The organism is Rhizobium sp. CRRU65 (assembly GCF_048551595.1).
In the GTDB taxonomy this organism is placed as follows: domain Bacteria; phylum Pseudomonadota; class Alphaproteobacteria; order Rhizobiales; family Rhizobiaceae; genus Rhizobium; species Rhizobium leguminosarum_J.
Window position 1 is genome coordinate 183,532 of the sequence record NZ_JBLYZH010000005.1, and the last position, 26,188, is coordinate 209,719.

Here is a 26,188-nt window from a genome sequence, read left to right on the forward strand (position 1 = left end):
CCGAATATTGATGACCCTCGACGCGGTTGGCGGTGTCTGGCGCTATGCGATGGATCTCGGTGCCGGGCTTCGGCGCGAGGGGACGGAAATCGTCTTCGCGGGCCTCGGACCCGCACCGTCGGCAACACAGACCAGCGAAGCGACTGCGCTTGGGCAACTGGTGTGGCTCGATGCCCCTCTCGACTGGATGGCGGCGAGCAGGGCCGAAATATCTGCCGCGCCCGCCGAAATCTCTCGGATCGCCAGAGCCTATGGCGCCGATCTGCTGCATCTCAACCTGCCGTCCCAGGCCGCCGGGATCGATACGCCGCTGCCCGTTGTCGTGGTTTCCCATTCCTGCGTCGTCACGTGGTTTGCCGCGGTGCGCGGGACGCCGGCGCCCCCAGACTGGGCCTGGCAGCGCGACGCGAACCGTGAAGGTTTCGACCGCGCCGATGCCGTGCTTGCGCCAAGCAGGAGCCATGCGGATGCCCTGCGAGCCGCCTACGGTCCTCTCTCCCGGCTGAAGGTGGTCCACAACGCCAGTCGCGTCGGGTCCGACCCGCGTCCAAAGAAGATTTTCGTCTTCGCGGCCGGGCGCTGGTGGGACGAGGGCAAGAATGGCGCGGTGCTCGACAGGTCGGCAGCGGTGATGCCCCTTCCCGTCGTCATGGTAGGTTCCTGCTCGGGTCCCAACGGACAGCGACTGCAGCTCGACGACGCCGACGATCGCGGGCCGCTGCCTTATTCGAAGACCATCGCCTTGATGCGGCGCGCGCAAATCGTCGTATCGCCATCCATCTACGAGCCTTTCGGCCTGACCGTCCTGGAGGCGGCGCGATGCGGCGCGGCCCTGGCGCTATCCGATATCCCGACCTATCGCGAGCTATGGGATGGATGCGCGCTGTTCTTCGATCCGCATGATCCGAAGGCCTTGGCAGCCGCGTGCATGCGCCTCAGCGAAGACGAGCAATTGCGCGCCGCACTCGTCGTGCGATCGCTGGAGCGCTCGCGAGTCTTCAGTTTGGAACTGCAGACGGCAGCGGTCCTCGAAACCTATGCACGACTGATAAACGACAACTTTACCCCGATAGCGGCGGAGCAATCATGAAATTTCTGTTTTACACCCATTCGCTGGTTTCCGACTGGAACCATGGCAACGCCCACTTCTTGCGCGGCATCATGCGGGAGCTGACCCGCCGCCATCACGAGGCGCTCGCGCTCGAACCCGAGCAATCCTGGAGCCGCGGCAACCTGCTCAGCGATCAAGGGCCGACGGCGGTCGAGAAGTTTCACGACATGTTCCCGCAGCTGCGTTCGCAAATCTACGGAGCGCATTTCGATCACGAGGCGGCGATCGCCGAGGCCGACGTCGTCGTGGTCCACGAGTGGACGGAGCCAGCACTGGTGGAACGGATCGGGCGAGCCAGGCGCAACGGTGCCGATTTCACCCTGTTGTTCCACGACACGCATCACCGGGCCGTGTCGGCGAAGGGCGACATCGCCGGACTGACGCTTGAGGATTATGACGCCGTGCTCGCCTTCGGCGAGACGCTGCGGCAGCGCTATCTGCGGGCCGGTTGGGGCAGATCGGTCTTTACCTGGCATGAGGCGGCCGACGACGCGCTGTTTTATCCGAGACCGGAGATCGAAAAGACAGGCGATCTCATTTGGATCGGCAATTGGGGCGATGACGAGCGCTCCGCCGAGCTGATGGAATTCCTCGTCCGTCCCGCGCATGCGCTAGGGCTGAGGGCGACCGTTCGCGGTGTGCGCTACCCCAAGCAGGCGCTCGACGCTCTCGAGGACGCAGGCATCGCCTATGGCGGCTGGATCGCCAATGCGGAGGCGCCACTCGCTTTCGCCGACCACAAGGTGACCGTGCATGTACCGCGACGCCCCTATGTCGAAAACCTCCCCGGCATTCCGACGATCCGTGTCTTCGAAGCGCTCGCCTGCGGCATCCCGCTGATCTGCGCGCCCTGGCACGATGCCGAGGCGCTTTTCAGGCCGGGTAGAGATTACCTTGCCGCCAAGAATGGGACCGAGATGACCCGCCTGCTGCGCGAGGTGACGGCGGATGATGCTCTCGCGGCCTCGCTGATCGCATCCGGTCTGGAGACGATCCGGGCGCGGCACACCTGCCGGCATCGCGTCGATGAACTTTTCGCCATTCTGGAGCAATGCGGCACGGCGGGCGTCGTCGGGCGGTTGCAAGCCAAGGAGGCCGCCGAATGAAGATCGCCTTTTACGGATCGAGCCTGGTTTCCGCCTACTGGAACGGCGCCGCCACCTACTATCGCGGCCTGCTGCGCGCTTTGGCGCGGAAGGGCTACGACATCACCTTCTACGAGCCCGACGTTTACGACCGGCAGAAAAACCGCGACATCGATCCGCCGGAATGGTGCAAGGTCGTCATCTATCAAGGCACCATCGAGGCGATGAAGCAGGTGACGGCGGCCGCGGCCGAGGCCGATATCGTCGTCAAAGCCAGCGGCGTCGGCTTCGAGGACGATCTCCTGCTGCAGGAAGTCCTTCGCCATGCCAGGCAAGGGGCTTTGAAGATCTTCTGGGACGTGGATGCGCCGGCAACGCTTTCCGAGCTGCGGCAGACCCCCGAGCACCCGCTTCGCAAGTCCTTGAGCCGGATCGACCTCATCCTCACCTATGGTGGCGGCGACCCCGTGATCGACGCCTATCGCGGCCTCGGGGCAGCCGACTGCGTGCCGATCTACAACGCGCTCGATCCTCAAACCCATCATCCGGTGCAGGAGGAGGCGCGGTTCACCGCGGATCTTGCCTTTCTCGGCAACCGTCTGCCCGACCGTGAAGCGCGGGTCGAGCAGTTTTTTCTCGAACCCGCGGCCCGCCTGCCGCGGCAAAGCTTTCTGCTCGGCGGGTCCGGCTGGAGCGACAAAGCCTTGTCGTCGAACATCGTTCACATCGGGCATGTCCCGACCCGCGACCACAACGCGTTCAACGCGACGCCGAAGGCGGTGCTCAATATTTCCCGTACCAGCATGGCCGAAAACGGTTTTTCGCCGGCAACCCGCGTTTTCGAAGCCGCAGGCGCCGGCGCCTGCCTGATCACCGACTACTGGCAAGGCATTGACCTGTTTCTGAAGCCCGGCGAAGAAATCCTGGTGGCGCGCGACGGCCAGGATGTCGCCGATCTTTTGACCGGCCTGACATGGCAGCAGGCCAGGGCGATCGGACAGCGGGCGCTAAGACGTGTGCTTGCCGAACATACCTATAGCAATCGCGCCGAGACCGCCGATGCCATCTTCCGCGCTCATGCCGCGCGAGCGGAGGCGGCCGAATGACCAATCCGCTCGATATCCTCATCCTCGGCCTCTCCTTGTCGTCGTCGTGGGGCAACGGTCACGCGACGACCTATCGCGCCCTCATCGGCGGCTTGCACGCCGGGGGGCATCGAGTGTTGTTCCTGGAGCGCGACGTGCCCTGGTATGCGGCGCACCGAGATCTTCCCGATCCCGACTTTTGCCAGCTCGTCCATTACAGCGACATCGAAGAGATGATCGAAAACCATGCCGATCGGATCAAGGCGGCGGACGCGGTCATCATCGGGTCCTACGTTCCATCCGGCGTGGCGGTTATCGACAGGATCGCCGCCCTGAAGCCCCGACGGCTGTGCTTTTATGACATCGACACGCCGGTGACGCTGGCGAAGCTCGACCGCGGCGACGAGGAATATCTGGCGCGCCGACAGCTTGCGACCTTCGACGCCTACTTCTCGTTTTCGGGCGGTGACGTGTTGGCGGGTCTCGAGCGCGGATACGGCGCGCGCAAGGCGATCCCTCTCTACTGCTCCGTCGATGCGAGCCGATATCGGCCAACGGACGAAGCCTTCCGCTGGGATTTCGGCTATCTCGGCACCTATAGCCCCGACCGACAGCCAACGCTGGAGCGGCTGCTGATTGAGCCTGCCAGGCAACTGCCGCATCTGAGCTTCGTGGTCGCCGGTCCTCAATATCCTGACAATATTGACTGGCCGGCGAATGTGGAGCGGATCGAACACCTGCCGCCTGCCGATCATCCGAGCTTCTACAGCCGGCAGCGTTTCACGCTCAACGTCACGCGAACCGACATGATCGCAGCGGGCTGGTCGCCGAGCGTGCGGCTATTCGAGGCCGCTGCGTGCGGCACGCCGATCATCAGTGACGAGTGGCGCGGCTTGAACGAGTTCTTCGCCGACGGTCAGGCGATCATCATCGCCAAAGGATCGGGGGATGTCGTCGACGCCCTGACAACCATCGCCGCCGCGGGGCGCCGTGCGCTCGCATCGGCCGCCAGGGCGACGGTGCTTGAACGCCATACCGGCGAGGTGCGCGCTCGTGAACTCGCCGCCGCCTTGCGAGAACTGCCAGAAGAAGGGGGAGAACGACAATCGTCCCCAGCCTCAATCCATTTCAGCTTAGGAGACGCATGATGCTGCAAAGGACGCGAAACGGAAGAGTAAAGACCGTGCTTGTCGCCGGAGGAGCCGGTTTTGTCGGTTCTCATTTATGCGATGCGCTGCTGGCCCGCGGCGACCGGGTGATCTGTGTCGACAGCTATATCACCGGATCGGAGGACAATGTCCGGCCGTTGATCAACCATCCGAAGTTCCATCTGATCGAAAAGGACATCTGCCATCTCTATGGTGTCGACGAGCATTTGGACCAGATCTACAACCTCGCGTGCGCGGCATCGCCCCCACAATATCAGGCGGACCCGGTGCATACGATGATGACCTGCGTTGCCGGCACCGGCAATTTGCTTTCGCTGGCCGAACAGCATCATGCCTCGCTCCTGCAGGCGTCGACGAGCGAGGTCTACGGCGACCCCGTCGAGCATCCGCAGACAGAGGATTACCGCGGCAATGTCAGCTGCACAGGCCCGCGCGCCTGCTACGACGAAGGCAAGCGGGCGGCGGAAGCGCTTTGCTTCGATATGCTGCGGGCCGGCAAGGTGGACGCACGTGTTGCCCGCATCTTCAACACCTATGGGCCTCGCATGCAGCCGAGTGACGGGCGGATCATCTCCAATCTGCTGGTGCAAGCCATATCAGGCGCGCCGCTGACGATTTATGGAAGCGGCGACCAGACGCGTTCCTTCTGCTTCGTCAGCGACCTCGTTGCGGGCCTGATGGCGCTGATGGATGTCGATCCAAATCCGGGCGTCCCGGTTAATCTCGGCAATCCCGGCGAGTTCACGATCAACCGGCTGGTGGACATGGTGCTGGCCATGGTGCCGTCGACATCCGTCGTCGTCCACAAGCCGCTGCCGCAAGACGACCCACAGCGCAGACGGCCCGATATCTCACGCGCAAAAGACCTTCTCGGCTGGCAGCCGACGATTCCGCTTGCCGAAGGTCTACGCCTGACGGCCGATTGGTTCATCGCCGCGGCCCGTCCAGACGGCGACTTCGATGACGCGCAAGTCACGCGGCGCTCGACTTGGCGACGGCGCGCAAAAGCTGGACGCGCCGCGATTGGCATCTGACTCGAGAGCGATAACAGACAAAGGAGAGCCGAGATGGATGCAGCACAGCCGACGAGAGATCCGAACCTGCAAAAGCGGATCCAGCAACTCGGGCCGTGGTTTCAGAATTTGAACATCGGCGGCCACATGACAGCGGCCGATCATTTCCTCGGAGATTATCCCACCTTCAAATGGAAAGGGTTCCAGCATGTCCTGCCGGCCGATCTTAGTGGCCTCAGCGTGCTCGACGTCGGCTGCAACGCGGGTTTCTATGCCCTCGAGATGAAACGGCGCAACGCCGCCCGTGTCGTCGGCATCGATTCCGACCCACGCTACCTCGCGCAGGCCCGCTTCGCGGCGGAACAAGCGGGAGCGGAGATCGAGTTCCGGCAGATGTCCGTCTACGACGTCGCCCGACTGGGTGAAACATTCGACCTGGTGATCTTCATGGGCGTGCTCTACCACCTGCGCCACCCCCTGCTGGCGCTGGATCTTCTCTATGAACACGCCGTCGGCGACATGATGCTGTTCCAATGCCTCCAGCGGGGCGACGAGCGCGTTCCCGACCTTAGGGAAGATTACGACTTTTCCGAATGGAGCATCTTCGACCAGCCTGAATATCCGAAGCTCTTCTTTGTCGAGGAACGCTACGCGTCGGATCCGACAAACTGGTTCATCCCCAACCAGGCGGCGGTCGAGGCGATGCTGCGCAGCGCCGGCTTTCGAATCAACGACCATCCGGAACGCGAGGTCTATCTGTGTCGACGAGGCCAACGCCATTATGCGGTTGAGCCGCCTCCGGTGGCCGCACCTTGAAAGACTCGTTTCGTCGGACCACAGCTGCGCCAAGCACGGATTTCAATGAGGCGGAAAGCCTGCCGCAGCATGCGGTGCACGGGCTTTCACCGGCCGCTTGCTCAGCCGCAGCCGAATATCGAAATGGTTGAGGGTGCCGGGCAGGTCGTCGACTGTCAGAGACGGCTGAAGCAGCGTGATATCCGCCTCCGACAACAGCGCGCCGATGGCGAAGCTTGCAATCGCTGGTAGGAGATTGTGGGCTGGACAAATGGCAGCACCAGCGCTGAAAGGTACGAATCCGACTGTCGGCAAGGTGTCGTTGCGCCCCCAGATACTTGGTTCCATCCGGTTTGCATAAGCCAGTTCGGGATCACGGTGAAAGAAGGGCGCGAAAATGATGACGCCCGTGCCGCGCACCACGGTCCTGTCGCCGGATTTGACATCCTCGGTCAGCTCTCTGAGAATGACGGGTGTCGTCGGCCAGAGACGCAGAGCCTCGAGCAGGCAATTGCGCGTGAAGGGACGATCAAGGTCGGGATCTTTAACTTCGTCAACGGCGTTGGCCCAGTAGCTCGGATGGCAGGCAAGCAGCGCAAGCGTCCGGAAAACGGCCACTCCAGCAGCGTCGAAGGCAAACAGCCATTGGGCCACCTGACTTTCTAAATCAAAATCGCTGCCTTTCGGCAGCCGAGCAATCAGGCTGCCCTCCTCCGGTTCGCGCAGATATTGGCCGAGCTGCTGCTGAAACTGCCGACGCTTGCGCCGATCGATGGAAGCTGCAAAAGCCCAATTCGCCCGACTTCGAAGGTCGTTCAAGGTCTTCGTCAAAGTGACGTCGTTGCGCGCGCGATCGCCGAGTACGGTGCGGCGAACAATCCGGAACCAGGCTCGCGAGAACGCAGACCAATCGAGTTCGTTCGGCCGGTCGGAACCGATACCGTCCAAAATCTCCAGGAGTTCGGAATCGACGATTGTCTTGAAGCCGGCCGAAGATGGATGCAGCCGGTCCGCGCTTGCCAAAGCATGTTCATGGATCGGCCGAAGCTCGGCCCGCCGCGCGGCATCTGAGATCAGCACGTTTTTCGGTTCGAAATGCGCAAGAGCGGAGCGCTTGACCCAGGTTGCCGTGGCAAATGGCTGGGCTGAACACTCGAGCACCGTGGAGACGTCGGAGGGGTCGAACACCAGCAGCTGCGGCCGGAACGGGATAGGCAAAAGCAGAGGCTCCCTGCCATATTTCTTCACCAGCCGCTGCATCTGACTGACAGCACCCGTGTCCAGATCCTGCCGCTGTGCCAGGCGTTCCATGATCGGGCGGCGAATGATGACACCTTTGGCAGCCGTCGGAACCATGACAGCCGCAACCACACGCAAAGTGTCGATCCAGCTGGCACGATTTATCCGGACGAAGCCGGCGGGTCTTTCCCTGGAAAAGATGGCTCGATTGCGAGAATTCATGATCCCGAAGCCCTTGCTGCATGGAGTAGCCGATCGGCCTTATTTCCGAACCGGGACAACGGCCGATTGTTCCGGGCTGATCACCGATCCTCGATAGACGATGCAACTGGGAGGCACCGGAACAGAAGCCGGCTCACCGCGTTGTTTCGAGCGCATGAATGCGTGGAGGCCCCATGCCCGACGAACCAGCCGCGAACGCATCTGACCTCGAACCGCGAAAAGGCAGCCCGAGCCCTCGCCTCGACGAGCGAGAATTCAAGAGGCGTTTCCTAAGCCAGTTCAAGGATCGGGTTTACGACACACTGGATAACGAACTCGGCAAGGTGGCCGCGCCCGCATGGAATGCATACGCCCATTCGCGAAAGAGCCCGATAACCAAAAAGGCTGGACCAGGATTTGCCGATCCCGACTATGATCTTGGCGTCGATTGGCTCGAGGCGAGAGATCAAATCCGCGCTGCGCAAGCGCGCTTCGAGGACGAAAACGCGCCATCGCGCGTCCTCCTCGTCAACGGCTCGTCGCGAAGCGAACATACCTGTCCGGGCGAGATTTCGAAAAGCTTCCGAATGGTCGAGATCGCCAAGGAAGTGTTTGCCGAAGCCGGCCTAACCGTGAACGTCCTCGACCTCAGCCGCATCGCTTCCGAATATGGCCGACAGATCCATCCGTGCAAGGCGTGCTTCTCGACATCGGCCGTGCTCTGTCACTGGCCGTGCTCCTGCTACCCGAACTACTCCCTCGGACAGATCCACGATTGGATGAACGAAATCTATCCAATGTGGGTCGAGGCGCACGGCATCATGATCGTCAGTCCGGTGAACTGGTACCAGACACCCTCGCCGCTGAAACTGATGATCGACCGGCTTGTCTGCGCCGACGGCGGCAATCCAGATCCGACGAGCACGCATGGCAAACACGCCAAGGAGGCCAAGGAGCTTGAGATGCAAGGATGGGACTATCCCCGCCATCTTTCCGGCCGCTTATTTTCTGTCGTCGTCCATGGCGATACCGAAGGCGTCGAAAATGTCCGCCGCAGCGTCTCGGATTGGCTGACGTCGATGGACCTCGTCCCGGCCGGAGCCTTGGCCGAGGTCGACCGTTACATCGGTTATTGGGAGCCCTACGCCACCAGCCACGACGCCTTCGAAAAGGACACCGCTTTTCAGCAAGAGGTGCGCAATGCCGCCAGAACCCTGTTGGAGGGAATTACCTCACGACGCAATGGCAAGATGGTCGCGGCGGGAAGACGGTTGAAGCAACCGCGTGAGAAGTGAGCGACTGGATTGGCGAAACGACGATGACAGGGTTCTATTTTCATATTCGGGACGGCGACCAAGTGGAACGGGATCTCGAAGGAATCGAATTGCAACGTTGAGGCTGCCGAGCAGGAAACGTTGATGGCCGCCCGGGAAATGGTCGCAGAATTGGATGCGGGGACAGCCCATTCAGGGAAAGATAACGAGATCGACGATGAGAACGGCAATCGTGCGCTCGCGGCGCCGTTCCTGTCGATCGATTGAGAGGTCCGGTCAGGCATGCCCGCAACGTGGTTATTCCTTGCCCGAACCTGGCTCAGCCATCTTGGCGTGCTGATGCGCAAGGATGCTCGCGGGTGTCACGTTGGCGACGGCCGCCTGGAGCTTGTTCTTCCAGCCGCTGACGACATCTCCTTCGCCGTCCATCATGGCGTCGAAGCCGATCTTGGCGACTTCGGCCGGATCGTCTTTCTTTGCCTGTCCGACCGAGGTATCCATGAGGTCGGCGCGTCTGAAAAATTCCGTGTCGGTCGCGCCGGGCATCAGGCAACTGACGGTCACGCCCGTTTCCTTCAATTCCTCTCGCAACGCGAAGGAGAAGCTGTTGATGAACGCCTTCGTGCCATTGTAGACGGCTTGATAGGAACCGGGCATGAAGCCGGCGATGGAGCCGGTGAGCAGAATGCGACCCTCGCCGCGGCTGCGCATCAGGTTGCCCACCTGCTGGACGAGAAAGATGGTGCCGACGATATTCGTATCGACGACTTTCCGGGCCTCCGCGAAATCCTGATCGAGGAAACCCTTGCCGAGGCCGCGCCCGGCATTGGCCATTAGCAGATCGACCGAACGCCCGGAAGCTTCGATGGCTTCCATCAGCCGGTCGACGCCGTCCTCGGTGGAAAGGTCGGTTTCGATTGCCTGGACCGACGTGCCAAACTCCTTCAGGCTCGACGCTGCCTGCTGGATGCGTGTCTCGTCGGCGGCGATGATCAGATCATAGCCTTCCCGCGCCGCGCATTTGGCCAGCTCATAGCCAATGCCGGTCGAGGCGCCGGTGACCACCGCGAGACCCTTGCCAAGTTCATGCTTATCCATGTTTCTTCTCCTAGACTTCGGGAAAAAGGTGAAGCCACCGAACCTGAAAAGCGAAGATATGTTCCGGCGAGGGTGCGAGACGCAGAGGCCGCAACAGATCCTGTACATGGCGCGCGCCATGTTCAACCGCGATAAAGAGACGGCTATGCGAACCCGCCGTCGCCATTCTTCCCATCCCGACATGACGAGTATCGGAAGCAGGAGCGCTCAGTCGATCAGCTGGTTCCCAAGCAGCGAATGCAAGGTTTCGCGGGCCCGGCTGACGCGGCTTTTCAAGGTGCCGATGCGGCAGCCGCAGATCCTGGCGGCATCTTCATAGCTCGTTCCGGCGGCCACCAGCGTCAACGCGCGGCGTCGGTCGTCGGAGAGGCGCGTCATTGCTTGTCGCAGCTCACGCTCGCGAAGCGCCCACTCCTGGCTCGGGGCGACAGAGACCTGTTCCATGGTCACATCCATTCCGACCGGCTCGCGCTTCCGCCGACGATAATTACTGCAGAACGTATTTCGAAGGATGGTGAAGAGCCAGGACTTGAGAGAAGTGCCTGGATGGTACAGCTGGATCGAATTCAACGCCTTCAGCAGCGTTTCTTGCACGAGATCATCGATGTCGTCCTCACTACGCAGGAATCTTCGGGCAAATGCGTGCAACGCCGGTGTCAGTTCGACAATCTCCAGCTCGACCGAGGATGTTTCTTGCGACGCGGGACGTTGTGAAGATAGAGCCGTCATTTTTCTCTCCTGGGATGAAAGGAAAGTTCCAAGCATCTGAATCGTTGCTGTACGATATCGGACGAAAATCTCGTTTTCGCTCATCGGCGGACCGCCTCCAAGTCAACTGAACGCATGAAGACGCCGGAATGCTGTTGCGGATCACCCAAAGGCATCGCTAGAAGGCGCCACGATCCGGACTTGAAACGACGATCCGGCGAAAATCGTTCCCACGCGATGCCGCACAGCTTTGATAACATTCACGTATCCGGCGAGCTCCGTGCATAACTGCCAAATTCCCTGAAAAGATAGGCGCCGCAGGAACAACAAACGTCGGCAATGGTTTGATCAATCGCCGACCGCAACCCGAGTCGGTCTCGTCCTTGGCCGGACAGAGATGGCGCCGCCATTACGGGGGCGTCATCTCCGCGCTAATGTTCGACCGAGCGAGAGCCCATCAACACGCCATAGGAGGACGCAAATGGCAACTGAGAAGACGCTGAACGATCTGTTCCTCGACACGCTCAAGGATATTTACTACGCCGAAAAACAGATCCTGAAGGCGCTGCCGAAATTGGCCCGTGCCGCCCAGTCGGAGGAAGGCAAGGCCGGTTTCCTGCAGCATCGGGACGAGACCCAGGCACACGTCGAACGTCTGGAACAGGTTTTTGAAATGATAGGCAAGCCCGCACGTGGCAAGACTTGCGAAGCCATTCAGGGCATCATCGCCGAAGCTGATGAGATCATGGACGAGTTCAAGGGCACGGTCGCCCTGGATGCCGGACTGATCTCTTCGGCGCAGGCCGTGGAGCACTACGAGATAGCCCGTTATGGCACGTTGATCGCATGGGCCAAGCAGCTTGGCTTCAAGGAGGCCGTCCCGCTACTGCAGGCAACGCTTGCGGAAGAAGAAGCGACCGACAAGAAACTTACGCAAATCGCCGAGACCTCGGCAAACGTAAAGGGAAAGCGCGCGGCCTAATACGGCGACGCGCCTTCACGGCCGCCGCATGGCGGCCGTTCATCGTTTGGCTCTTGTGCCCCGCCTCGGCGATCGGGCAAGCGCCGCAATGCTAGATGAGTTGGATATGAGCGTAATTAGTTTCGATAAACTGCGCGATACCCGCGAACGGCCTGACGCTCAATTCGTCCGAAAAGACGAACACGGGCAGACAATGTATCTCTTCGCACTGGAATATGAGATGGGGCCATCGACTTGGTCCGCCAAGATCTGGGCGTATTCATTCGAAGATGCCGAAATGCGGGTGAAGGCAATGCGTGAGAGCCTTGCGGTCTGCGGTCAGATGCATGCGTCGATAGGCGCTTAGCCTAGTGAAACGCAATCGATCGACGGTGGACAGCTAGGTGTGACTCATCCTAGCGACCGATGCTTTCAAGGTTGGCGCCAGTTCACCATGTCCTAAGACAAAAAGGCATTCCTGCGAACGCTTTTCGTGGCGATATACCGGCATGGACGGCTCCGCGATCGCTTGGGGGATTCCCGCGATGTGCGATGGTCGGATTGGCTGTCTGATTTGGACTCCGCTCCGAGGAGCGGTTCATCGTCGCATGCGCGTTAGGCGATTTGGGAGTTCGCGATGCTTGAGTCATCCAGCCTTGAACCAGAGCTTTTCTACTGGGCCAGACGCCGGGAAGTGGAAAGTGCCTGGGAAGTTGTGCAAATTTCGACCGTGATTGGGGGGACGTAAAGAGGCGCAAGCAGGAGCGACCGGGGCCAATTATAGGCGTGGCTCCCTCGTCATCTTTAAGTGACGAAACTTGCTCGCGCGGTCGTCATGGATCCGCGGTGGAGGGGCCCTTTCAGCGCTGGCACTCACGTCGACCTGCTTGCGATCGTAAAGAGCACCAGCGGCTCCGCAAGCCGACCCCAATCCAACGCCGTCTTATGTCGATGTCTGGCGACAAGGAGAACTAGACATGCACTTGATACAGCTATTTATACCGGCAGCGCCGCAATCGACGATCAAGATAGAAGACGTCATCGCGAAAGTTCAACGCGAGATGACGGAGCGCCATGGCGGAGCGACGGCATACCTCAACTCGCCAGCAAAGGGGCTTTGGTCCAACGGCGAGGGGGCGGAAGAAGAAGACGTCATCGTAGTTGAAGTCATGGTGGACACTCTCGATAGGGCCTGGTGGCGTCGATATCGTCGCAACCTCGAACAACTGCTCAGACAGGATGAATTGCTGGTGCGGGCGATTCCTGTCGAGGCGCTCTGACAACTTGGTGCCCCGATGGAGACGCAATTCCGCAAGCTCGAGGTCCACCGCAAAGGCGACGAGTTCGCAGGCTGGCCGGCGAATTATGGTCTCTGGTCGTGGGGTGACGAGGTGGTCGTCGTTTTCGCGCGCGGCAAACTCGGAGCGAAGGGGGAGCTTCACGAACTGGACCGTGATTACCCATTCGTGCCTTGGCAGGCACGGAGCCTGGACGGCGGTCTGACCTGGATGAGCGAGCGGTTCTCCGGTCGCGTGCCAGGTGGGATGTCACTTTCGGCCGATGAGCACTTGAACGCCGATCTCAAGGTTGGTTTCCGTCTGTCGGCTGATGATGAACTGCGCTGCCTGGAACAACCCATAGACTTTCTCGATCCAGAGACGATCGTCATGTGCGCTAGAACCGATGTGCAGGGCGATGCTGTGAGTTGGTTCTATGTCAGCCGGGATCGGGCACGGACATGGCGGGGTCCATATCCTTTCACCGGTCTGGACATTCCGATTTCCGCGCGAACCGATATCGTTCCTATTGGGAGGAACGATGCGCTCTTCATGCTAAGCACCTCCAAAGAGGATGGCGCGGAAGGCAGAGTGTTCTGCGCCCGCACGGCGGACGGCGGGCGCAGCTTCGTCCTTCAAGGCTTTGTCGGCCCAGAACCCGAGGGCTATTCGATCATGCCGGCATCGACGCCACTTTCCGGTGGCGCCATTCTGACGCTGACGCGCTGCATGGGGACAGGCGGCGACAAGGGTTGGATAGAAGCCTTCACTTCCGATGACCAAGGGAAGACTTGGACGCGGAAAGGCCGCGTCGTCGACAATACAGGCAGCAACGGCAATCCGCCCGCGCTCGGGCGGGTCGACGGCATGCTTCTGCTCGTCTACGGTTACCGTGACCCGCCATTTGGCATCAGGATGCGCGTGAGCTGCGACGACGGCCAGACATGGGGCGCCGAGAAGATCATCCGAAGCGATGGCGGCACGGCCGATCTCGGTTATCCTCGCGTCGTCAAGCGCGATCAAGCTTCCATACTGGCCGTCTACTACTTCAACGACGGTGAGGGGGAGGAGCGCTACATCGCAGCCTCCATTGTCGCGTCGATCGGAGATTGAGAAGGGAGTGCGAGTGTGCGCGCATCCCAATCGGCACCCTGTACCTGTCGGGGCCCTGAAGGCGCGTTCCAGCGGACCAAATGCCTGGCAAGCCTCGTTCCATCCAATCCACCGGATTTTCTAAGAGATTTGTCATATTCCTACTTCGGCATTGCTTCGATAGGGGCGAGCAAATGGAATCGCGCCGGGGTTCGTCCATGTGAGAACGTCTCGCTCCTTTGATCGACTGCCGTATATTTCCAGGCTGCCTAGGCCTAGCTAGGACTAGGGTCGCGAGGTCGTCGTAGATCAGACGCGACAGCGCCGAAGATCAGCGAATCTGCCTAGATGTTCCGTCGCCGAGCGTGACAGCAATCGCCTCGAGTGAACTATCCTCGCCGGGTCGATTTTCTATGGCGAACCCATAAATAGACGATGAGACCGAACATGGCGAAACAATACCAGCCGAAAACCAACCCCAGGACCCATAGTTGGTCGCCGCCACGAAGCGCGAAGATCGCCGTGGCCAGGGCAATGTGAGCAACGACAAAGCCAATCGCAATGAACAGCACCCAGCGCAATCCTTGTTGGTTGTTCGATCGTACGAAAAACAGCCGCCATTTCCAAGATGGGTCAGCCCCCCGTTTGAAAGCTGGTAAATGCCAAATTAGGAAAAGCGTCCTGTCCGCCTGGGATAAATGGTCGAAGGGCGTCAACGATGATCACCACTTGGAAAAGTCGCCGCGATGCGATGGTGGTGGTTGCAATCTGTCGGAATCACGTCGTCTCGGTGTACCGCCGTGCTCGTCGCAATATGGGCCAACGCTCAGGGCACTCCTCATACATTTCTCCGGTGGCAGAGCGCGGCAGCAGGCTTCCGGTCCGCAGCCGCGTGCAGAGCGAACTGAGGAACTCTTCCGTCGTAAGCAGATCGAGCTGGACGGAAAGTCTGTCAGCAGCTCCGCTCTAGAACCAGCAGAAAGCCTGGGCCGTTGAAGAACATATCCCCCCTGGGCGTGCCGGGATCGACTTCCACTGCCCCGCAAAAATGAACACGTAACCCACCAAGTTCTCAACGCCAACCACCGGTGCGTTTCCGCAAGGCTGCCGCGTTCAGATCGGCGATGACGAAAGCATGCCCAATGCTGTTGATCTGAACGCCGCGGAACGGCAAGATAGGCGACTTGTCCTTCCGGGCTTTGGGATTTCGAATGCCACGCTTCTACTTCAACATTCTGTCTGAAGCAGGATCGCTCGACGACTGGGAAGGAACCGAGCTTGCCGATTTGGATGCCGCTCGCGTTGAAGCGGTGCGTGATGCGCGGGCATTGATGAGCAGTGCCGTGCTGCTTGGATATGACATTTCGTCAAGAAGCGTCGAGATCAGAAACGAAACAGGCGATATCCTGCTCGTGTTGCCCTTTGCGGAAGCGGTGAAGCCAATGGGCTGATCTACCTGGCGCCGAGCGGAAGACCCAGCAACCTCTCATATTCGCGCTCCGGCACTCCATAACAGCCACCGGCGATTTCGATCAATTTTTCCCTGTCCACTATTCGCACGTTTCCGCGGGTCGATCGGATGGCGTGGACGCCCTCAAGCACGTGTAGCTCATTGGTGACGCCCGAACGCCGGACACCGAGCATCAATGCCAGAAATTCATGGGTAATGGCCAGGTCATTGCCTTCGAGGCGGTCGTGACACATCAGGATCCATCGAGCCAGCCGCTCATGCATATTGTAGCGGGCGTTGGCGAGCGCCGAATGGGCGAGCTGCAGCACGGTTGTGTGAACATAGCGAAGGAAGAAATCCTTCATCTCGGGATCATCGGCGAGCGCGCGCTGAAATGTCTCCATCGGCACCATAATTCCCGACCCCGCGACCTGCATGAACGTGCGCGTGGGGGTGGTCTCTACCGCCAGGACGACGTGCATGCCGGATGCGCCCTCGCGCCCGATGTGGCCAATTTCCACAACTTCTTCGTCGATGCTGCTGACAACCATGGATGCCAGGCCCCTTTCCAGGAAACAAACATGCGTGGTCGGCACGTCGCTGGCGACAAGAACGTGCCGCAATGGAAGGTCGATGCGCTCCATCGCTCCCGAGAGGCGTGCGAAACCGTCTACGCTCAACAATTTCAGTAGAGTGTTCTCGACGGTCGATTGGTGGGGCATAGCAGCTCCGCGTGGGGAGCTTGGATGTCAAGCCAAACGCCTGTGGGTGTGGTGAAAGCTACGGGACGCCCAAAGATTTGGCTATAGGTCCCGCGAAAGTGTGCGTTTATGACAAAACCGCACATAAGCCACTGACATTGTTGATGATCAGCGACGATAGACCGGCACCGACGTTCGGTGCCGACCAAGAGAGCTTAGCACATCTTGCCTCGGCATGCGCGCTCATTGCGAAAGGACGAGCGATTCACAATATAAATATCTGCCCCTCGTCGATCGTTGAAAAGAAGTCGCAATCAATCTCGCCAGCCAAGTCGGCGGCAATGCGCTTCGGCGATCAGGACGGCCTCCTTTCGGTCGGCATAGGGACCTGGCAGATAGACCGTGACTCCGCGGAAACTGACGATCACCGCCTTTGTCACGCTATCGAAGACGATAGCCATATCCCGCTCGTAGGCCATTTGCTTTCCTGACGGCGCTTACCCCATCGAGATGTGCTCTTTTTTCGAATGAAACAAGGTGCCGACACGGCGATTCTTCAGGCGCGAGAGCTTTTCGCGGCCTTGGACCGAAGCGGCGAAACGACTGGTGTCACTGGCGGTCCATCTACCGACTGGTGCAGAAACGCACAGGAACTTTTCTGACTATCTGTCGTTGGGCCACAAGGATCGCACAGGTCCCCCTCTTTTAGCGGGGCCGTACGCCAACCCTTCCTTCCTGTGCGATCCGTTCGTTCCCAACCTCCCCCGCGTCGGCGGGCTTCTTTTTGCAAGGCGAAAGCGGACCGGCGTTCATCGCATTAACGGGCAGCGGCACGAAAAGCGCATTGCCAGGTCGCGCCGCTCGGATCCATTTCTATGATCCGGAATTCTCCGATACCGCTGAGCCCGTCCATGGAATCCTAGAGTTCACGCGTGACCGTGTGAGGGACGTGCTCCCGAAGGCGGACGCGTTGATCGAGAATCTTCAGCTACCTGACCTTGACGATCGGGGTGTACTCGCCGCTGTCAACGCTCGAAAAGCTTCTTCATTTTGCGTGCCGCGCCATGAGGATTTCGAGATCATTCGACAGGTCAACGGGGCCAACATCCAATGAGCGGTCCCGGCCAGCGCAATCCCGTTGGAAGAATAGCAGAGTTTGTTTCCACCTGGCGGAGATGAGCCGCATCTGCCTCGGCGCGGCCTCCACCAATGATTAGCTTCAAACCCATGATCGCAATCTCTTGTCGTAGGTTTGTGGAACGATACGCCGCAACAGGCGGTCACGAACTATTCAGGGACAGCTGCATAACTCGACCCCGCTAACGGCAGCGGAACAAAGGGTTTTTTCGGCGGTTCATGATGCATGTCATAGGCTGCAAGGTATTTCTGGATTGCCAAAGCATTGCCTTGATCACGAGGAGCCCTAATGCTGATAGGTTATCATGCGTCGCATGAGCAATTCTCGCCCAGCGAACTCTTATGCTTTGTTCAGGCTGCAGAGCGCGCTGGTTTCGGTGCCATCATGACGTCCGACCATATCGCGCCATGGAGCGAGGAGCAGGGAAATTCGGGTAACAACTGGGCCTGGCTCGGCGCAGCACTTGCAACGACATCGCTGCCGTTCGGTAGTCTCGCGATCCCCGGTGGCTGGCGCTACCACCCAGCCCTACTTGCGCATTTGGCCGGCACCCTCGCCGAGATGTACCCGAACCGTTTTCGATGGATTGCAGTCGGTAGCGGTGAAGCCCTGAACGAAAGCGTCGTGGGCAGCGGCTGGCCCGAAAAAGCAGAACGCGACGCGCGGCTTCGTGCCGGTGCCGGGATTGTCCGGGATCTCCTTCGCGGAGAAACGGTCACCGTTCGTTATCCCTGGTTCGCGGTGGAGGAAGCCAAGCTCTGGTCCCTGCCTGAGCGGCCGCCAGCGATATTTGGCGCCGCCTTGAGCGCCAAGACGGCAGGGTGGATGGGCGACTGGGTCGACGGCTTGATAACAGTGCGGAAATCCAAAGAGAGCATGCAAGAGCTTGTCGGCCGCTTCGAAGATAATGGCGGCCACGGCAAGCCGCTCGTCTTGCAGCTTCAGGTTTCGTGGGCAATGTCGAGGGAGGAAGCGCGTCTGGCGGCCTGGGAGCGGTGGCGCAATGCGGCCGTGCCATCGACTGTCTTAGCTGACCTGAAGCGCCCCAAGGACTTCGACGAGGTGACCAACACCCTCAGGCCCGAGGACATAGAAGAGTTCGTCCCACTAATTACAGAAGGATCCGAGCTGCTTGAAATCATCAGCGAATTGGCATCATGCGGATTCGAGGAAGTCTATTTGCACAATGTTTCCTTGGATCAACATGGCTTCATGCGGTTCATGGCGCAGGAAGTCTTGCCGCATATCCGCTAGGCCACGTCATCCGCCAGGAGGCGATCAAGCAATCTCCTGAAGTGGCGGGTGATACCCACAGGCATCACCATAGCGCCACCTCTTCTCCTGTTCGAAAAGTTTGGCTGCTTACTGAGCGCAAGCCTGACCCTGGGGGGTCGCGTCGCTTAGACCACCTTGGGTCTGGACGGAGCCCGAAGCGGTGGAGCTCGCAGGATCACTGCCGCCGCTGCAACCGCCTGGCATGGTCGCGCCCATTGATCCATTCGTCGTGCTGCCCGTGGAGGTTGGATCGGATGTCATCGGCTGCATTGTCTGAACATTGGCACGACCATCGGTACCAATGGCATTGGGTTCCGTCGTGGTTCCAGCTCCGGTGCTGGACTGAGCAAAAGCGCTCGTGGCCATACCGGCCGCCAGCATTGAGGCGCAGATGAGCTTGATATTCATCTTTTTCGTTTCCTTCGTGGTTTACGTTGCGGCCCTCGAACATCAAGATCACTCTTCTGTTCCCAATTATCTGAAGCGTAAGTATCGATTGCACGCACCAAGACAGATACGCGACCCACAGCGGGACGACCGAGTTGACCTGTGGCATCCGCGGTCGTCTTGCTCGAATGAGACAAGGACGCTGGTCGGAATGGCGATGGGAGGCAAGCGTCAGAGGGTGACCCACTTCGGGCCCGCGCGCTGACCGAAACCTGCACATGTATTCAAATGGCCCTCGCTCTCCCAGAAGCGTGTCTTGCAGCGAGGATTTTACACAGCTTGCGGATTCCGCGGGAGGACAAGCAGCCGCCTGGAAATTCCGCGCTCTCACCTTCAGGGTGTCGATGTGCAGATCCGGAATTTATCCCGAGGCGGAGACTATGCCGAGCCCGTTTCCTAAAGCTCGAGATTTCCGGTAAAGCCGCGTGGCAAGCTCGGCATAATATTCAGGCTCCGCTGTTACAATTTAGCGGAGACGAGCATGACCCCCGGGGTAGTCATTGCCCCGCTGAACCTCCGACTCATACCTGAGGCCACGGATGACACATCGTTGCCGTCTACAAGGCGCGTGTCGAGATCGTGGGCAGCGGCGATCTTCATGAAGTCTTCGAACGCAGCCATGTCCTTGGCCGTCCGGGCCACATAGGTAACGCCAGTTTGTCGGAGGCCGATGTCTTCAAGACATTCGTCCGCCAACTGTTGCCAGAGGCGGCAGGCTTCGATCACTATTGGCAGCTCGTCAGCGTCTCGCCCTTGCTTTCGTATCCAGCCCCAGTTGCGCGAGGACTCTTCGGCGGCAATGCGTCCTTTCTCAAGCAATGTCACTTGCACATCTCGATTAGCAAGGAAGATGGCGGTGCACACTCCGACAATTCCGCCTCCGATGATCACCACCTCGGAGGCATTAGGGATCGGAATGCTGAACGGGATCGGCTTCGGAGAAGGGAAACATTGGAATCTTTTCTTGATTGGCTTCCGCTGATCCCTAGCTCGTAGGCAATAATCGTTCAAGGTAGATGTCCGTAAGGGCGAAAATCGCCTTCCAGTGCTTTGAAAATATGCCGAGCTTGCCACGCGGCTTCACCGGAAATCTCGGGCTTTGGGAAACGGGCTCGGCATAGTCTCCGGCTCGGGATAAGTTCCCTTATGCGGAGTTCGGCATAACGGAATGAAAATGTCCCTCGGCCTCGCGCCCGCCACCCTGTCGCGCGAATCCGGACTTCCGGGCGATCCATGCGCGAACTCGTCTCCCCTGCCCGTCGGGAGCCGGAACCCTGCGTCGCGCTCAGCCAGCCCGGAGAGATCGCCCGACAGATCGAAGGCTTGCTGGGCCACGAGATGAACGACGTCGCCTTCACGCTGAATTCTCCCATTGATCGCGATCATCGATGCCCCGAGGATGATACGGCGGCGCTGCTCGAAGAGCTTGGGCCAGACGACGACGTTGGCCGGACCGGTCTCGTCCTCGATCGTCATGAAGATGACGCCCTTGGCGCTGCCGGGTCTCTGCCGGACGAGGACCAGGCCAGCTGTCATCAACCAGCGACCATCCCGCGCGTTCATGGCTTGCGCGCAGGTGACGATCTGGCGCTCTGCCAAAGCTTTTCGAAGGAATGCGACGGGATGTTGGCGGAGCGTCAACCCGATGTGACTGTAATCCTGGACAACGTTGTGTCCATCCGTCATCTGGCGCAGAGCGACTTCGGGTTCCTGCTGCTCGGCGATCGCCCTCGCCTCGCGTTCCGAGGCGGCTGCAAAGAGCGGAAGAGGTTCGTCACGCAGAGCCTTAATCGCCCACAATGCGTCGCGCCGCTGAAGTCCCAGAGATGGCAGGAAGGCGTCGGCCTCGGCGAGTTCGACCAGAGAAGCCGCCGGGACCCCAGACCGTCGCCACATATCGTCAACGCTTTCGAACGGTTGGTCCATGCGAGCAGCCGCGACACGCGCGGCATCGGCGGCGGCAAGGCCGCGCACCATGCGCATTCCCAGGCGGACCGCGTGATGGTCGGTATCTCCGATACGCTCAAGCGTACAGTCCCACCGGGAATTGTTGATGCAGATCGGTCGGATCTCGACGCCATGGTTCCGAGCGCAACCGACGATCTGGGCCGCCGCGTAAAATCCCATCGGCTGCGAGTTCAGCAGCGCCGCGCAAAAGACGTCCGGACAGTGGCATTTCACATAGTTGGAGGCATAGGCGATCAAGGCGAACGACGCCGCATGGGATTCCGGGAAGCCATAACTGCCGAATCCCTCGAGCTGGCTGAAGGTCTTCTCGGCAAACTCGGCCGTGTAGCCGTTCCTGATCATGCCGGAGACGAGCTTGTCCTTGAAGCGCGAGACGCCGCCGGTGAACTTGAAGGTGGCCATCGACTTGCGAAGCTGGTCTGCCTCGCCGCCGGTAAATCCGGCGCAAACCATCGCCACCTTCATGGCCGACTCCTGGAAGAGCGGGACGCCGAGTGTCTTGCCGAGAACGGCTTCGAGTTCCGGCGTCGGGTAGACGACCCGCTCCTTGCCCTCCCGGCGGCGGAGATAGGGGTGCACCATATCGCCCTGAATCGGACCAGGCCGGACGATCGCGACCTGGATCACGAGGTCATAGAAGGTCCGCGGCTTCAGGCGCGGCAACATCGCCATTTGCGCCCTCGACTCGATCTGGAACGTGCCGAGGGTGTCGGCTTTCCTGATCATCGCGTATGTCGCCTGGTCCTCCTGAGGGATGGTGGCGAGATCAAGGTGCTCGTCCTTGTGTTCTTCGATGAGCGCGAAGGCCTTCGCCATGCAGGTCAGCATACCGAGCGCCAGGATGTCGACCTTCATGAATTTGAGCGCCTCGACGTCGTCCTTGTCCCACTCGATCACTTGCCGGTCAACCATTGCCGCGGGTTCGATCGGAACGAGATCGTCGAGGCGGTCGTGGGTCAGGACGAAGCCGCCTGGATGCTGTCCCAGATGCCGAGGAGCGCCCATGAGCTGCTGCGCAAGCCTAAGCGTCAGGGCGAGGCGGCGGTCTTGCGGGTTCAAGCCCTGATCACGAAGACTGCGATCACTGACCAGCTCTTCCGACCACGCCCACATGCCCGTTGACAGGGCCTTGATGAGGTCCTCAGGCAAGCCGAGCGCCTTGCCGACGTCGCGGATGGCACCCTTCGCCCTGTAACGGGTCACCGTCGAACAGAGAGCGGCCTTATCCTTCCCGTAGGTCTTGTAGATCCATTGGATGACCTCCTCCCTTCTTTCGTGTTCGAAGTCGACGTCGATGTCCGGCGGCTCGTCGCGCTCCTGGGAGACGAAGCGCTCGAACAGGAGATCGTTGGTCGAGGGGTCGATGCTGGTGATACCAAGGATGTAACAGACGGCCGAGTTCGCCGCCGAGCCCCGCCCCTGGCAAAGGATGCCTTGCGACCGGGCGAAGCGGACGATCGAGAAGACGGTCAGGAAGTATGGGGCGTATTTCATCGTCCGGATGAGATCGAGTTCGTGACGGACGATCTTGAGAACCTCCGGCGGCAGCCCTTCCGGATAGCGGTTGGGCACGCACTCCCAGACATAGTGCTCGAGGGATTCCTGCGGGGTCTTGTCCGGGAGGATCGCCTCCTCGGGATACTGGTAGGTCAGTTCCTCCAGCGAGAACCTGCAGCGGTCGACGATCTCCATCGTCCGGGCCAGCGCCTCGGGGTAGCGCGGGAACAGGCGCTCCATCTCCTCCGGCGGCTTTAGATATCTGTCCGCGTGGCGCTCGCGCTTGAAGCCGACGTCGTCGATGGTGGTATTGTTTCGAATGCAGGTGACGACGTCCTGAAGCTGCCGCCTGGAAGGATCGTGGAAGAGGACGTCGTTGGTGACGACTGTTCGCACGCGGTGCCTCATCGCCATGTTCGACAATTCGTGCAGCCTCAACTGGTCGTTCGGACGCCGCCGGAGGCAAAGCGAGACATATGCTCGGTCCTCGAATATCTCGGCCATCTTGCGAAGTTGGACGGCGCAGGTCTCGTCAGCTAGGTCGGGCACAAGGATTGCAAGCAGCCCCTCGGAGTAGAGAGCGACATCGTCGAGGTTCAAGATGCAGTTCGCCTTGCCGCCCCTGCCCTTGCCAAGCGTGAGGAGCCGGGTGAGCCGCGAATAGGCGCCGCGGTCCGTGGGATAAAGGAGAATCGACATGCCCTCCTGCAGATCCAGCCGACACCCAACAACGAGACGGACGCCTGTCGCGCGCGACGCCTCGAGCGCCCGGACGACCCCTGCCAGGCTGTTGCGATCGACAACGCCGAGAGCCTCGATGGCCAGTTCCCTGGCGGTAGAAAAGAGCTCGTCGGCGGAGGACGCGCCACGAAGGAAGCTGAAATGCGTCGTGACCTGGAGCTCGGCGTATCTCATCCGAATATCCCGTGTATGAACCACTTGTGGGAACCTGTTTCGGGATCGATGCCGTCGCCGGAGCGAAAGATCCAGTATCGTTCCCCGCTCTCGTTTTCGATGACGAAGTAGTCGCGCACAGCCTCGAATTCGCTGTCGCGCTTCCACCATTCGCCGAAGACCCGTTCCGGACCGTCCGCACGCTTGACGCGATGACGCTTACCGCGCCAGGTGATGCTGGCCGGCGGATGATCCGGCAGCAGGGCTATCGCCTCGATCCGATCCGGACGCGCAAACAGCCGCACCGGCCGTCGCCAATGGTGGACCCAATCTTCCGTCGCGTCCTCGCCGACCGCGGCGATACGCTGGACGCTGCGCTCCGGGACGTCGGAGGCGACCGGCGCGACCCGGTAGACGCGCTGGCCTCGGTTGCCGAGGACGTCGATCAGCGGTGTGATGTCGGCATCCTCGTCGTCGACAAGCGAGGACGCCTTCTGCTTCTCTTCAAGCGGTTCCGACATCACGGCGACGAGGGTCAGCCTTTCGATCCCGAAACCCGGCTCGATCGTCTGCGTCCGGTCGCGGAACAGTTTCGTCAACCAGGCGATGTCTCGCACCGGCTTGGCGGTTCCCGCTCTGATCGCCTGCCTGGTCCCATCGACCTTGTCGACGATAAGATCGGTCCGGCGGACGCCAAGACCCTTCCGTTGGAGTTCAGCGACGAGCTGAACAATCAGCCGGCCGACATACTTGTCGATCGTTTCCGCTGCACCGATCGGTTCGGCGAACGATCGAACGACCTCGACGAGTTCTGGGCTACGGATCGGATCTATTGGTTCGCGGACGCGACCGAACATCTGGTCGAGACGCCGTCCAATCTCCGGGCCGAAGCGAAGCGCCAAGGGAGCGCGCGGCGTCGCCGAGAGCTCGCCGATAGTCCGGAAGCCGAGCATGCGCAGATCGCCCACGATCTTCTCGGGTAGCCGCAGCAGAGAGATCGGAAGTCGCTCGACCGCCCGGATGGTCTCTCCACTCGGGACGATGACAGTTTCGCGATTGATGGCGCGGGCACATGCGTGAGCCGCGCCCCATGTGTCTGCAATGGCGACCCGTGCCGTCAGGCCCTTGGCGCGAAACCGATTGGCGATGCTCGTCAACATGCGCTCCTCGCCGCCCTGCAGATGGTCGGCGCCCTCCGTATCGATGACCATGCCGTCCAGCGCGTCGACGGCGACGATCGGCGAATACTGCGTCAGCGCCCACATGGTGACGCGCTCGAGCGCCACGGCATCGGCGGCCGGATCGGCGTCGATCATCCGCAGGCCCTGGAGGATCGCCTGCGCCCTGGCGGCCGGCATGCCGACGTGGAGTCCGGCCTTCCTGGCCGCGGCGTCGGCGGCCGAGACCCAGCGCTTGGATCCGCTCTTCGAAATGACGGCGATCGGCTGCTCAACGGGAATGGCGGGATCGGCCCGCCTGATCCTGTCGGTCGACAGATCGGGAAAAAATATCGATACGACCCTTGGCATCGCAGGCTCCTACTTCGAACTCGGCACACTCACCCGCTTTCACCCTCATCAGTTCCAAAAACCACCTCGCCCGCCCGACGCCTGGAACCGGCAGCTCCTCACTCGGAATGACGCTCACCCTCCAGCGCGTGGTCGCGGCCGTCGGCTGCCCGAAGTCGCTGGCCTCGGTCTGCCGTCGCCACCGCCGCACCGCGAGCGCCATCGTGCCGGTCTTCTCGGCGGCAAGTTGCAGCCGGCGCGACGCCGCCATCGGCAGGCGGACGATCTCGCCAATCACCGCGCCGAGCCCGCCGTACGAGAGGCCCGCCTCCATGTTGGCAAGGACGTCCTCTTCCTTGTCGGACTCGACGAAGACCACCCGGTTCGGATGCAGCCCCGCCTGCGCCAGGGCCGGGAAGAACAGATCGGGACGTGTCAGGCACCAGACGATCTTGCCTTTCGTACGCGCGGCAATGCCGGCCACGAACAGGGCGGCGGCCGCGCCATCGACGGTGCCGGCCCCGCCGCCAGCGCATTCGTGCAGCGCCCCATGGGCCAATCCGCCGCCCGGAAGCCGCCCGTCGATCTGGGCCACGCCGAAAGGCAAAACGCCTCGCCTGCGCCGACTGGCGCTTTCCAGGTGCGCTATCTGCTCGCGCAGACCGTCGAGGATAGCGATTGGGGCGACGGCTGAGTTCATGATCTCCTTTAACGGCAACCCGTTTTCAGCTTGAGTAACAGCAATATGTTCTGTATCTGTTCTCAAGACGTAAATGAGTCAACGCGCATATGACGCGCTGAAGTTGAGCACGAGTGCGACGCAGAAAAATCGACAGCGGATTCAATCGGATGATGAGGAAGGAATATTTTCGGAGGCGCCGAACGCCGCTTGTGGACGATGGAGTTCAGGCCAGACATTGCGCCATATCACGACCGGCAAACTGTTATTCTCGAACGGGACGCCTGGGCCGATTGGCTCGATCCGGCCTTCTCGGCCAAGTCGCTGATCGAGCCCTGCCGCCCGGCCCGCTCTCCATCGAACAAGTCGGCTGAGCTGCAACCCGGCTGGCTAAGGAGCACTTTCTTCTTCGCTCTCTGCTGGGGCCGACCATGCTCTTTCAGGCGGGCAGTTCGTGCAGCACGCACCGTAACGGAACCATATGCTCTCGCCGCGGGTTGGATAGGCATCTCCCAGCTCTCAG

Annotated in this window: 24 protein-coding genes and 1 pseudogene; 14 read left to right on the forward strand and 11 right to left on the reverse strand. The window is 60.6% G+C overall.

The window, feature by feature from the left end; translation table 11 throughout:
- Positions 1-10 precede the first annotated feature (10 nt).
- From ACM5SV_RS12430 to ACM5SV_RS12455, 6 genes are read left to right on the forward strand one after another with little or no spacing between them, the layout of a single operon-like run.
- Positions 11-1,090, forward strand: a complete 1,080-nt coding sequence (locus ACM5SV_RS12430) for a glycosyltransferase family 4 protein (protein ID WP_222005523.1) — start codon at positions 11-13, stop codon at positions 1,088-1,090.
- Entirely contained in the window at positions 1,087-2,217 is a 1,131-nt protein-coding gene (locus ACM5SV_RS12435) for a CgeB family protein (protein WP_419425261.1), read from the forward strand. Before ACM5SV_RS12430 ends, ACM5SV_RS12435 begins: the two co-directional genes overlap by 4 nt.
- Positions 2,214-3,302: a CgeB family protein gene (locus ACM5SV_RS12440; protein WP_222005525.1), complete on the forward strand. Its 1,089-nt coding sequence runs from the start codon at positions 2,214-2,216 to the stop codon at positions 3,300-3,302. The genes ACM5SV_RS12435 and ACM5SV_RS12440 overlap by 4 nt, the downstream gene beginning before the upstream one ends.
- Positions 3,299-4,429, forward strand: a complete 1,131-nt coding sequence (locus tag ACM5SV_RS12445) for a CgeB family protein (protein ID WP_222005526.1) — start codon at positions 3,299-3,301, stop codon at positions 4,427-4,429. Before ACM5SV_RS12440 ends, ACM5SV_RS12445 begins: the two co-directional genes overlap by 4 nt.
- The gene (locus tag ACM5SV_RS12450; RefSeq protein WP_222005527.1) at positions 4,429-5,484 is read left to right on the forward strand and encodes a UDP-glucuronic acid decarboxylase family protein; all 1,056 of its coding nucleotides are present in this window, start codon (positions 4,429-4,431) and stop codon (positions 5,482-5,484) included. Before ACM5SV_RS12445 ends, ACM5SV_RS12450 begins: the two co-directional genes overlap by 1 nt.
- 33 nt (positions 5,485-5,517) lie before the next feature.
- On the forward strand, positions 5,518-6,279 hold the full coding sequence (locus ACM5SV_RS12455; protein ID WP_003554680.1) for a TIGR04290 family methyltransferase: 762 nt from the start codon (positions 5,518-5,520) through the stop codon (positions 6,277-6,279).
- Positions 6,280-6,321: 42 nt separating this feature from the next.
- Here the strand turns inward: ACM5SV_RS12455 and ACM5SV_RS12460 are convergent, their stop codons facing one another.
- Positions 6,322-7,719, reverse strand: a complete 1,398-nt coding sequence (locus ACM5SV_RS12460) for a cytochrome P450 (RefSeq protein ID WP_222005528.1) — start codon at positions 7,717-7,719, stop codon at positions 6,322-6,324.
- A gap of 173 nt (positions 7,720-7,892) precedes the next feature.
- On the opposite strand from ACM5SV_RS12460, the gene ACM5SV_RS12465 reads away from it, so the two are divergent.
- On the forward strand, positions 7,893-8,993 hold the full coding sequence (locus ACM5SV_RS12465; RefSeq protein ID WP_222005529.1) for a flavodoxin family protein: 1,101 nt from the start codon (positions 7,893-7,895) through the stop codon (positions 8,991-8,993).
- Positions 8,994-9,116: 123 nt separating this feature from the next.
- Positions 9,117-9,239: a hypothetical protein gene (locus ACM5SV_RS12470; RefSeq protein WP_017997519.1), complete on the forward strand. Its 123-nt coding sequence runs from the start codon at positions 9,117-9,119 to the stop codon at positions 9,237-9,239.
- Between the two features lie 30 nt (positions 9,240-9,269).
- Here the strand turns inward: ACM5SV_RS12470 and ACM5SV_RS12475 are convergent, their stop codons facing one another.
- Both ACM5SV_RS12475 and ACM5SV_RS12480 read right to left on the reverse strand, forming a co-directional pair.
- Entirely contained in the window at positions 9,270-10,070 is an 801-nt protein-coding gene (locus ACM5SV_RS12475; protein WP_221971854.1) for an SDR family NAD(P)-dependent oxidoreductase, read from the reverse strand.
- 207 nt (positions 10,071-10,277) lie between these two features.
- Positions 10,278-10,799: a sigma-70 family RNA polymerase sigma factor gene (locus ACM5SV_RS12480; RefSeq protein ID WP_003554691.1), complete on the reverse strand. Its 522-nt coding sequence runs from the start codon at positions 10,797-10,799 to the stop codon at positions 10,278-10,280.
- Between the two features lie 460 nt (positions 10,800-11,259).
- Here ACM5SV_RS12480 and ACM5SV_RS12485 point away from each other — a divergent pair, with 460 nt between their 5' ends.
- The 4 genes from ACM5SV_RS12485 to ACM5SV_RS12500 all read left to right on the forward strand — a co-directional run bounded on the left by ACM5SV_RS12485 (position 11,260) and on the right by ACM5SV_RS12500 (position 14,129).
- Positions 11,260-11,760 carry a ferritin-like domain-containing protein gene (locus ACM5SV_RS12485; RefSeq protein ID WP_222005530.1) on the forward strand — a complete coding sequence of 167 codons (501 nt, stop codon included), beginning with the start codon at positions 11,260-11,262 and terminating at the stop codon, positions 11,758-11,760.
- A gap of 28 nt (positions 11,761-11,788) precedes the next feature.
- Positions 11,789-12,106: a hypothetical protein gene (locus ACM5SV_RS12490; protein WP_244432310.1), complete on the forward strand. Its 318-nt coding sequence runs from the start codon at positions 11,789-11,791 to the stop codon at positions 12,104-12,106.
- A gap of 610 nt (positions 12,107-12,716) precedes the next feature.
- On the forward strand, positions 12,717-13,019 hold the full coding sequence (locus ACM5SV_RS12495) for a hypothetical protein (RefSeq protein ID WP_003554697.1): 303 nt from the start codon (positions 12,717-12,719) through the stop codon (positions 13,017-13,019).
- 15 nt (positions 13,020-13,034) lie between these two features.
- Positions 13,035-14,129 carry a sialidase family protein gene (locus ACM5SV_RS12500; protein WP_222005531.1) on the forward strand — a complete coding sequence of 365 codons (1,095 nt, stop codon included), beginning with the start codon at positions 13,035-13,037 and terminating at the stop codon, positions 14,127-14,129.
- A 368-nt stretch (positions 14,130-14,497) separates the two neighbouring features.
- Here the strand turns inward: ACM5SV_RS12500 and ACM5SV_RS12505 are convergent, their stop codons facing one another.
- Positions 14,498-14,824 carry a hypothetical protein gene (locus tag ACM5SV_RS12505; RefSeq protein ID WP_244432311.1) on the reverse strand — a complete coding sequence of 109 codons (327 nt, stop codon included), beginning with the start codon at positions 14,822-14,824 and terminating at the stop codon, positions 14,498-14,500.
- 495 nt (positions 14,825-15,319) lie between these two features.
- Between ACM5SV_RS12505 and ACM5SV_RS12510 the strand changes: the two genes are divergently transcribed.
- Positions 15,320-15,559, forward strand: a complete 240-nt coding sequence (locus ACM5SV_RS12510) for a DUF6894 family protein (RefSeq protein ID WP_003554701.1) — start codon at positions 15,320-15,322, stop codon at positions 15,557-15,559.
- 1 nt (position 15,560) lies between these two features.
- Here ACM5SV_RS12510 and ACM5SV_RS12515 read toward each other — a convergent pair whose 3' ends face one another.
- The 3 genes and pseudogenes from ACM5SV_RS12515 to ACM5SV_RS12525 form a co-directional block, all read right to left on the reverse strand.
- Positions 15,561-16,280 carry a Crp/Fnr family transcriptional regulator gene (locus tag ACM5SV_RS12515; RefSeq protein WP_017993235.1) on the reverse strand — a complete coding sequence of 240 codons (720 nt, stop codon included), beginning with the start codon at positions 16,278-16,280 and terminating at the stop codon, positions 15,561-15,563.
- A 293-nt stretch (positions 16,281-16,573) separates the two neighbouring features.
- Positions 16,574-16,738: a hypothetical protein gene (locus ACM5SV_RS12520; protein WP_003554706.1), complete on the reverse strand. Its 165-nt coding sequence runs from the start codon at positions 16,736-16,738 to the stop codon at positions 16,574-16,576.
- 572 nt (positions 16,739-17,310) lie between these two features.
- Positions 17,311-17,550 (reverse strand): annotated as a pseudogene (locus tag ACM5SV_RS12525) (restriction endonuclease); the annotation flags it as partial.
- A 135-nt stretch (positions 17,551-17,685) separates the two neighbouring features.
- Here ACM5SV_RS12525 and ACM5SV_RS12530 point away from each other — a divergent pair.
- Complete coding sequence (locus tag ACM5SV_RS12530; protein WP_222005582.1) at positions 17,686-18,651, forward strand: TIGR03885 family FMN-dependent LLM class oxidoreductase; 966 nt, start codon at positions 17,686-17,688, stop codon at positions 18,649-18,651.
- A gap of 927 nt (positions 18,652-19,578) precedes the next feature.
- On the opposite strand, the gene ACM5SV_RS12535 is transcribed toward ACM5SV_RS12530, so the two are convergent.
- The 4 genes from ACM5SV_RS12535 to ACM5SV_RS12550 form a co-directional block, all read right to left on the reverse strand.
- A complete protein-coding gene (locus tag ACM5SV_RS12535; protein WP_244432312.1) occupies positions 19,579-20,130 on the reverse strand; it encodes an NAD(P)/FAD-dependent oxidoreductase in 552 nt (183 codons plus the stop codon).
- Between the two features lie 69 nt (positions 20,131-20,199).
- Positions 20,200-23,499, reverse strand: a complete 3,300-nt coding sequence (locus ACM5SV_RS12540) for an error-prone DNA polymerase (protein ID WP_003554713.1) — start codon at positions 23,497-23,499, stop codon at positions 20,200-20,202.
- Positions 23,496-25,007, reverse strand: a complete 1,512-nt coding sequence (locus tag ACM5SV_RS12545) for a Y-family DNA polymerase (protein ID WP_012760336.1) — start codon at positions 25,005-25,007, stop codon at positions 23,496-23,498. Before ACM5SV_RS12545 ends, ACM5SV_RS12540 begins: the two co-directional genes overlap by 4 nt.
- Positions 24,928-25,686 (reverse strand): ImuA family protein, encoded by a 759-nt coding sequence (locus ACM5SV_RS12550; protein WP_003554717.1) that lies wholly within the window; start codon positions 25,684-25,686, stop codon positions 24,928-24,930. Before ACM5SV_RS12550 ends, ACM5SV_RS12545 begins: the two co-directional genes overlap by 80 nt.
- Positions 25,687-26,188 lie beyond the last annotated feature (502 nt).

Excerpts from the sequence above, each read along its gene's own strand:
- ACM5SV_RS12430 (WP_222005523.1), top strand. The coding sequence starts at position 11 with ATGACCCTCGACGCGGTTGGCGGTGTCTGGCGCTATGCGATGGATCTC.
- ACM5SV_RS12435 (WP_419425261.1), top strand. The coding sequence starts at position 1,087 with ATGAAATTTCTGTTTTACACCCATTCGCTGGTTTCCGACTGGAACCAT.
- ACM5SV_RS12440 (WP_222005525.1), top strand. The coding sequence starts at position 2,214 with ATGAAGATCGCCTTTTACGGATCGAGCCTGGTTTCCGCCTACTGGAAC.
- ACM5SV_RS12445 (WP_222005526.1), top strand. The coding sequence starts at position 3,299 with ATGACCAATCCGCTCGATATCCTCATCCTCGGCCTCTCCTTGTCGTCG.
- ACM5SV_RS12450 (WP_222005527.1), top strand. The coding sequence starts at position 4,429 with ATGCTGCAAAGGACGCGAAACGGAAGAGTAAAGACCGTGCTTGTCGCC.
- ACM5SV_RS12455 (WP_003554680.1), top strand. The coding sequence starts at position 5,518 with ATGGATGCAGCACAGCCGACGAGAGATCCGAACCTGCAAAAGCGGATC.
- ACM5SV_RS12460 (WP_222005528.1), bottom strand. The coding sequence starts at position 7,719 with ATGAATTCTCGCAATCGAGCCATCTTTTCCAGGGAAAGACCCGCCGGC.
- ACM5SV_RS12465 (WP_222005529.1), top strand. The coding sequence starts at position 7,893 with ATGCCCGACGAACCAGCCGCGAACGCATCTGACCTCGAACCGCGAAAA.
- ACM5SV_RS12470 (WP_017997519.1), top strand. The coding sequence starts at position 9,117 with ATGGCCGCCCGGGAAATGGTCGCAGAATTGGATGCGGGGACAGCCCAT.
- ACM5SV_RS12475 (WP_221971854.1), bottom strand. The coding sequence starts at position 10,070 with ATGGATAAGCATGAACTTGGCAAGGGTCTCGCGGTGGTCACCGGCGCC.
- ACM5SV_RS12480 (WP_003554691.1), bottom strand. The coding sequence starts at position 10,799 with ATGACGGCTCTATCTTCACAACGTCCCGCGTCGCAAGAAACATCCTCG.
- ACM5SV_RS12485 (WP_222005530.1), top strand. The coding sequence starts at position 11,260 with ATGGCAACTGAGAAGACGCTGAACGATCTGTTCCTCGACACGCTCAAG.
- ACM5SV_RS12490 (WP_244432310.1), top strand. The coding sequence starts at position 11,789 with ATGGCGGCCGTTCATCGTTTGGCTCTTGTGCCCCGCCTCGGCGATCGG.
- ACM5SV_RS12495 (WP_003554697.1), top strand. The coding sequence starts at position 12,717 with ATGCACTTGATACAGCTATTTATACCGGCAGCGCCGCAATCGACGATC.
- ACM5SV_RS12500 (WP_222005531.1), top strand. The coding sequence starts at position 13,035 with ATGGAGACGCAATTCCGCAAGCTCGAGGTCCACCGCAAAGGCGACGAG.
- ACM5SV_RS12510 (WP_003554701.1), top strand. The coding sequence starts at position 15,320 with ATGCCACGCTTCTACTTCAACATTCTGTCTGAAGCAGGATCGCTCGAC.
- ACM5SV_RS12515 (WP_017993235.1), bottom strand. The coding sequence starts at position 16,280 with ATGCCCCACCAATCGACCGTCGAGAACACTCTACTGAAATTGTTGAGC.
- ACM5SV_RS12520 (WP_003554706.1), bottom strand. The coding sequence starts at position 16,738 with ATGGCCTACGAGCGGGATATGGCTATCGTCTTCGATAGCGTGACAAAG.
- ACM5SV_RS12530 (WP_222005582.1), top strand. The coding sequence starts at position 17,686 with ATGCTGATAGGTTATCATGCGTCGCATGAGCAATTCTCGCCCAGCGAA.
- ACM5SV_RS12540 (WP_003554713.1), bottom strand. The coding sequence starts at position 23,499 with ATGAGATACGCCGAGCTCCAGGTCACGACGCATTTCAGCTTCCTTCGT.
- ACM5SV_RS12545 (WP_012760336.1), bottom strand. The coding sequence starts at position 25,007 with ATGCCAAGGGTCGTATCGATATTTTTTCCCGATCTGTCGACCGACAGG.
- ACM5SV_RS12550 (WP_003554717.1), bottom strand. The coding sequence starts at position 25,686 with ATGAACTCAGCCGTCGCCCCAATCGCTATCCTCGACGGTCTGCGCGAG.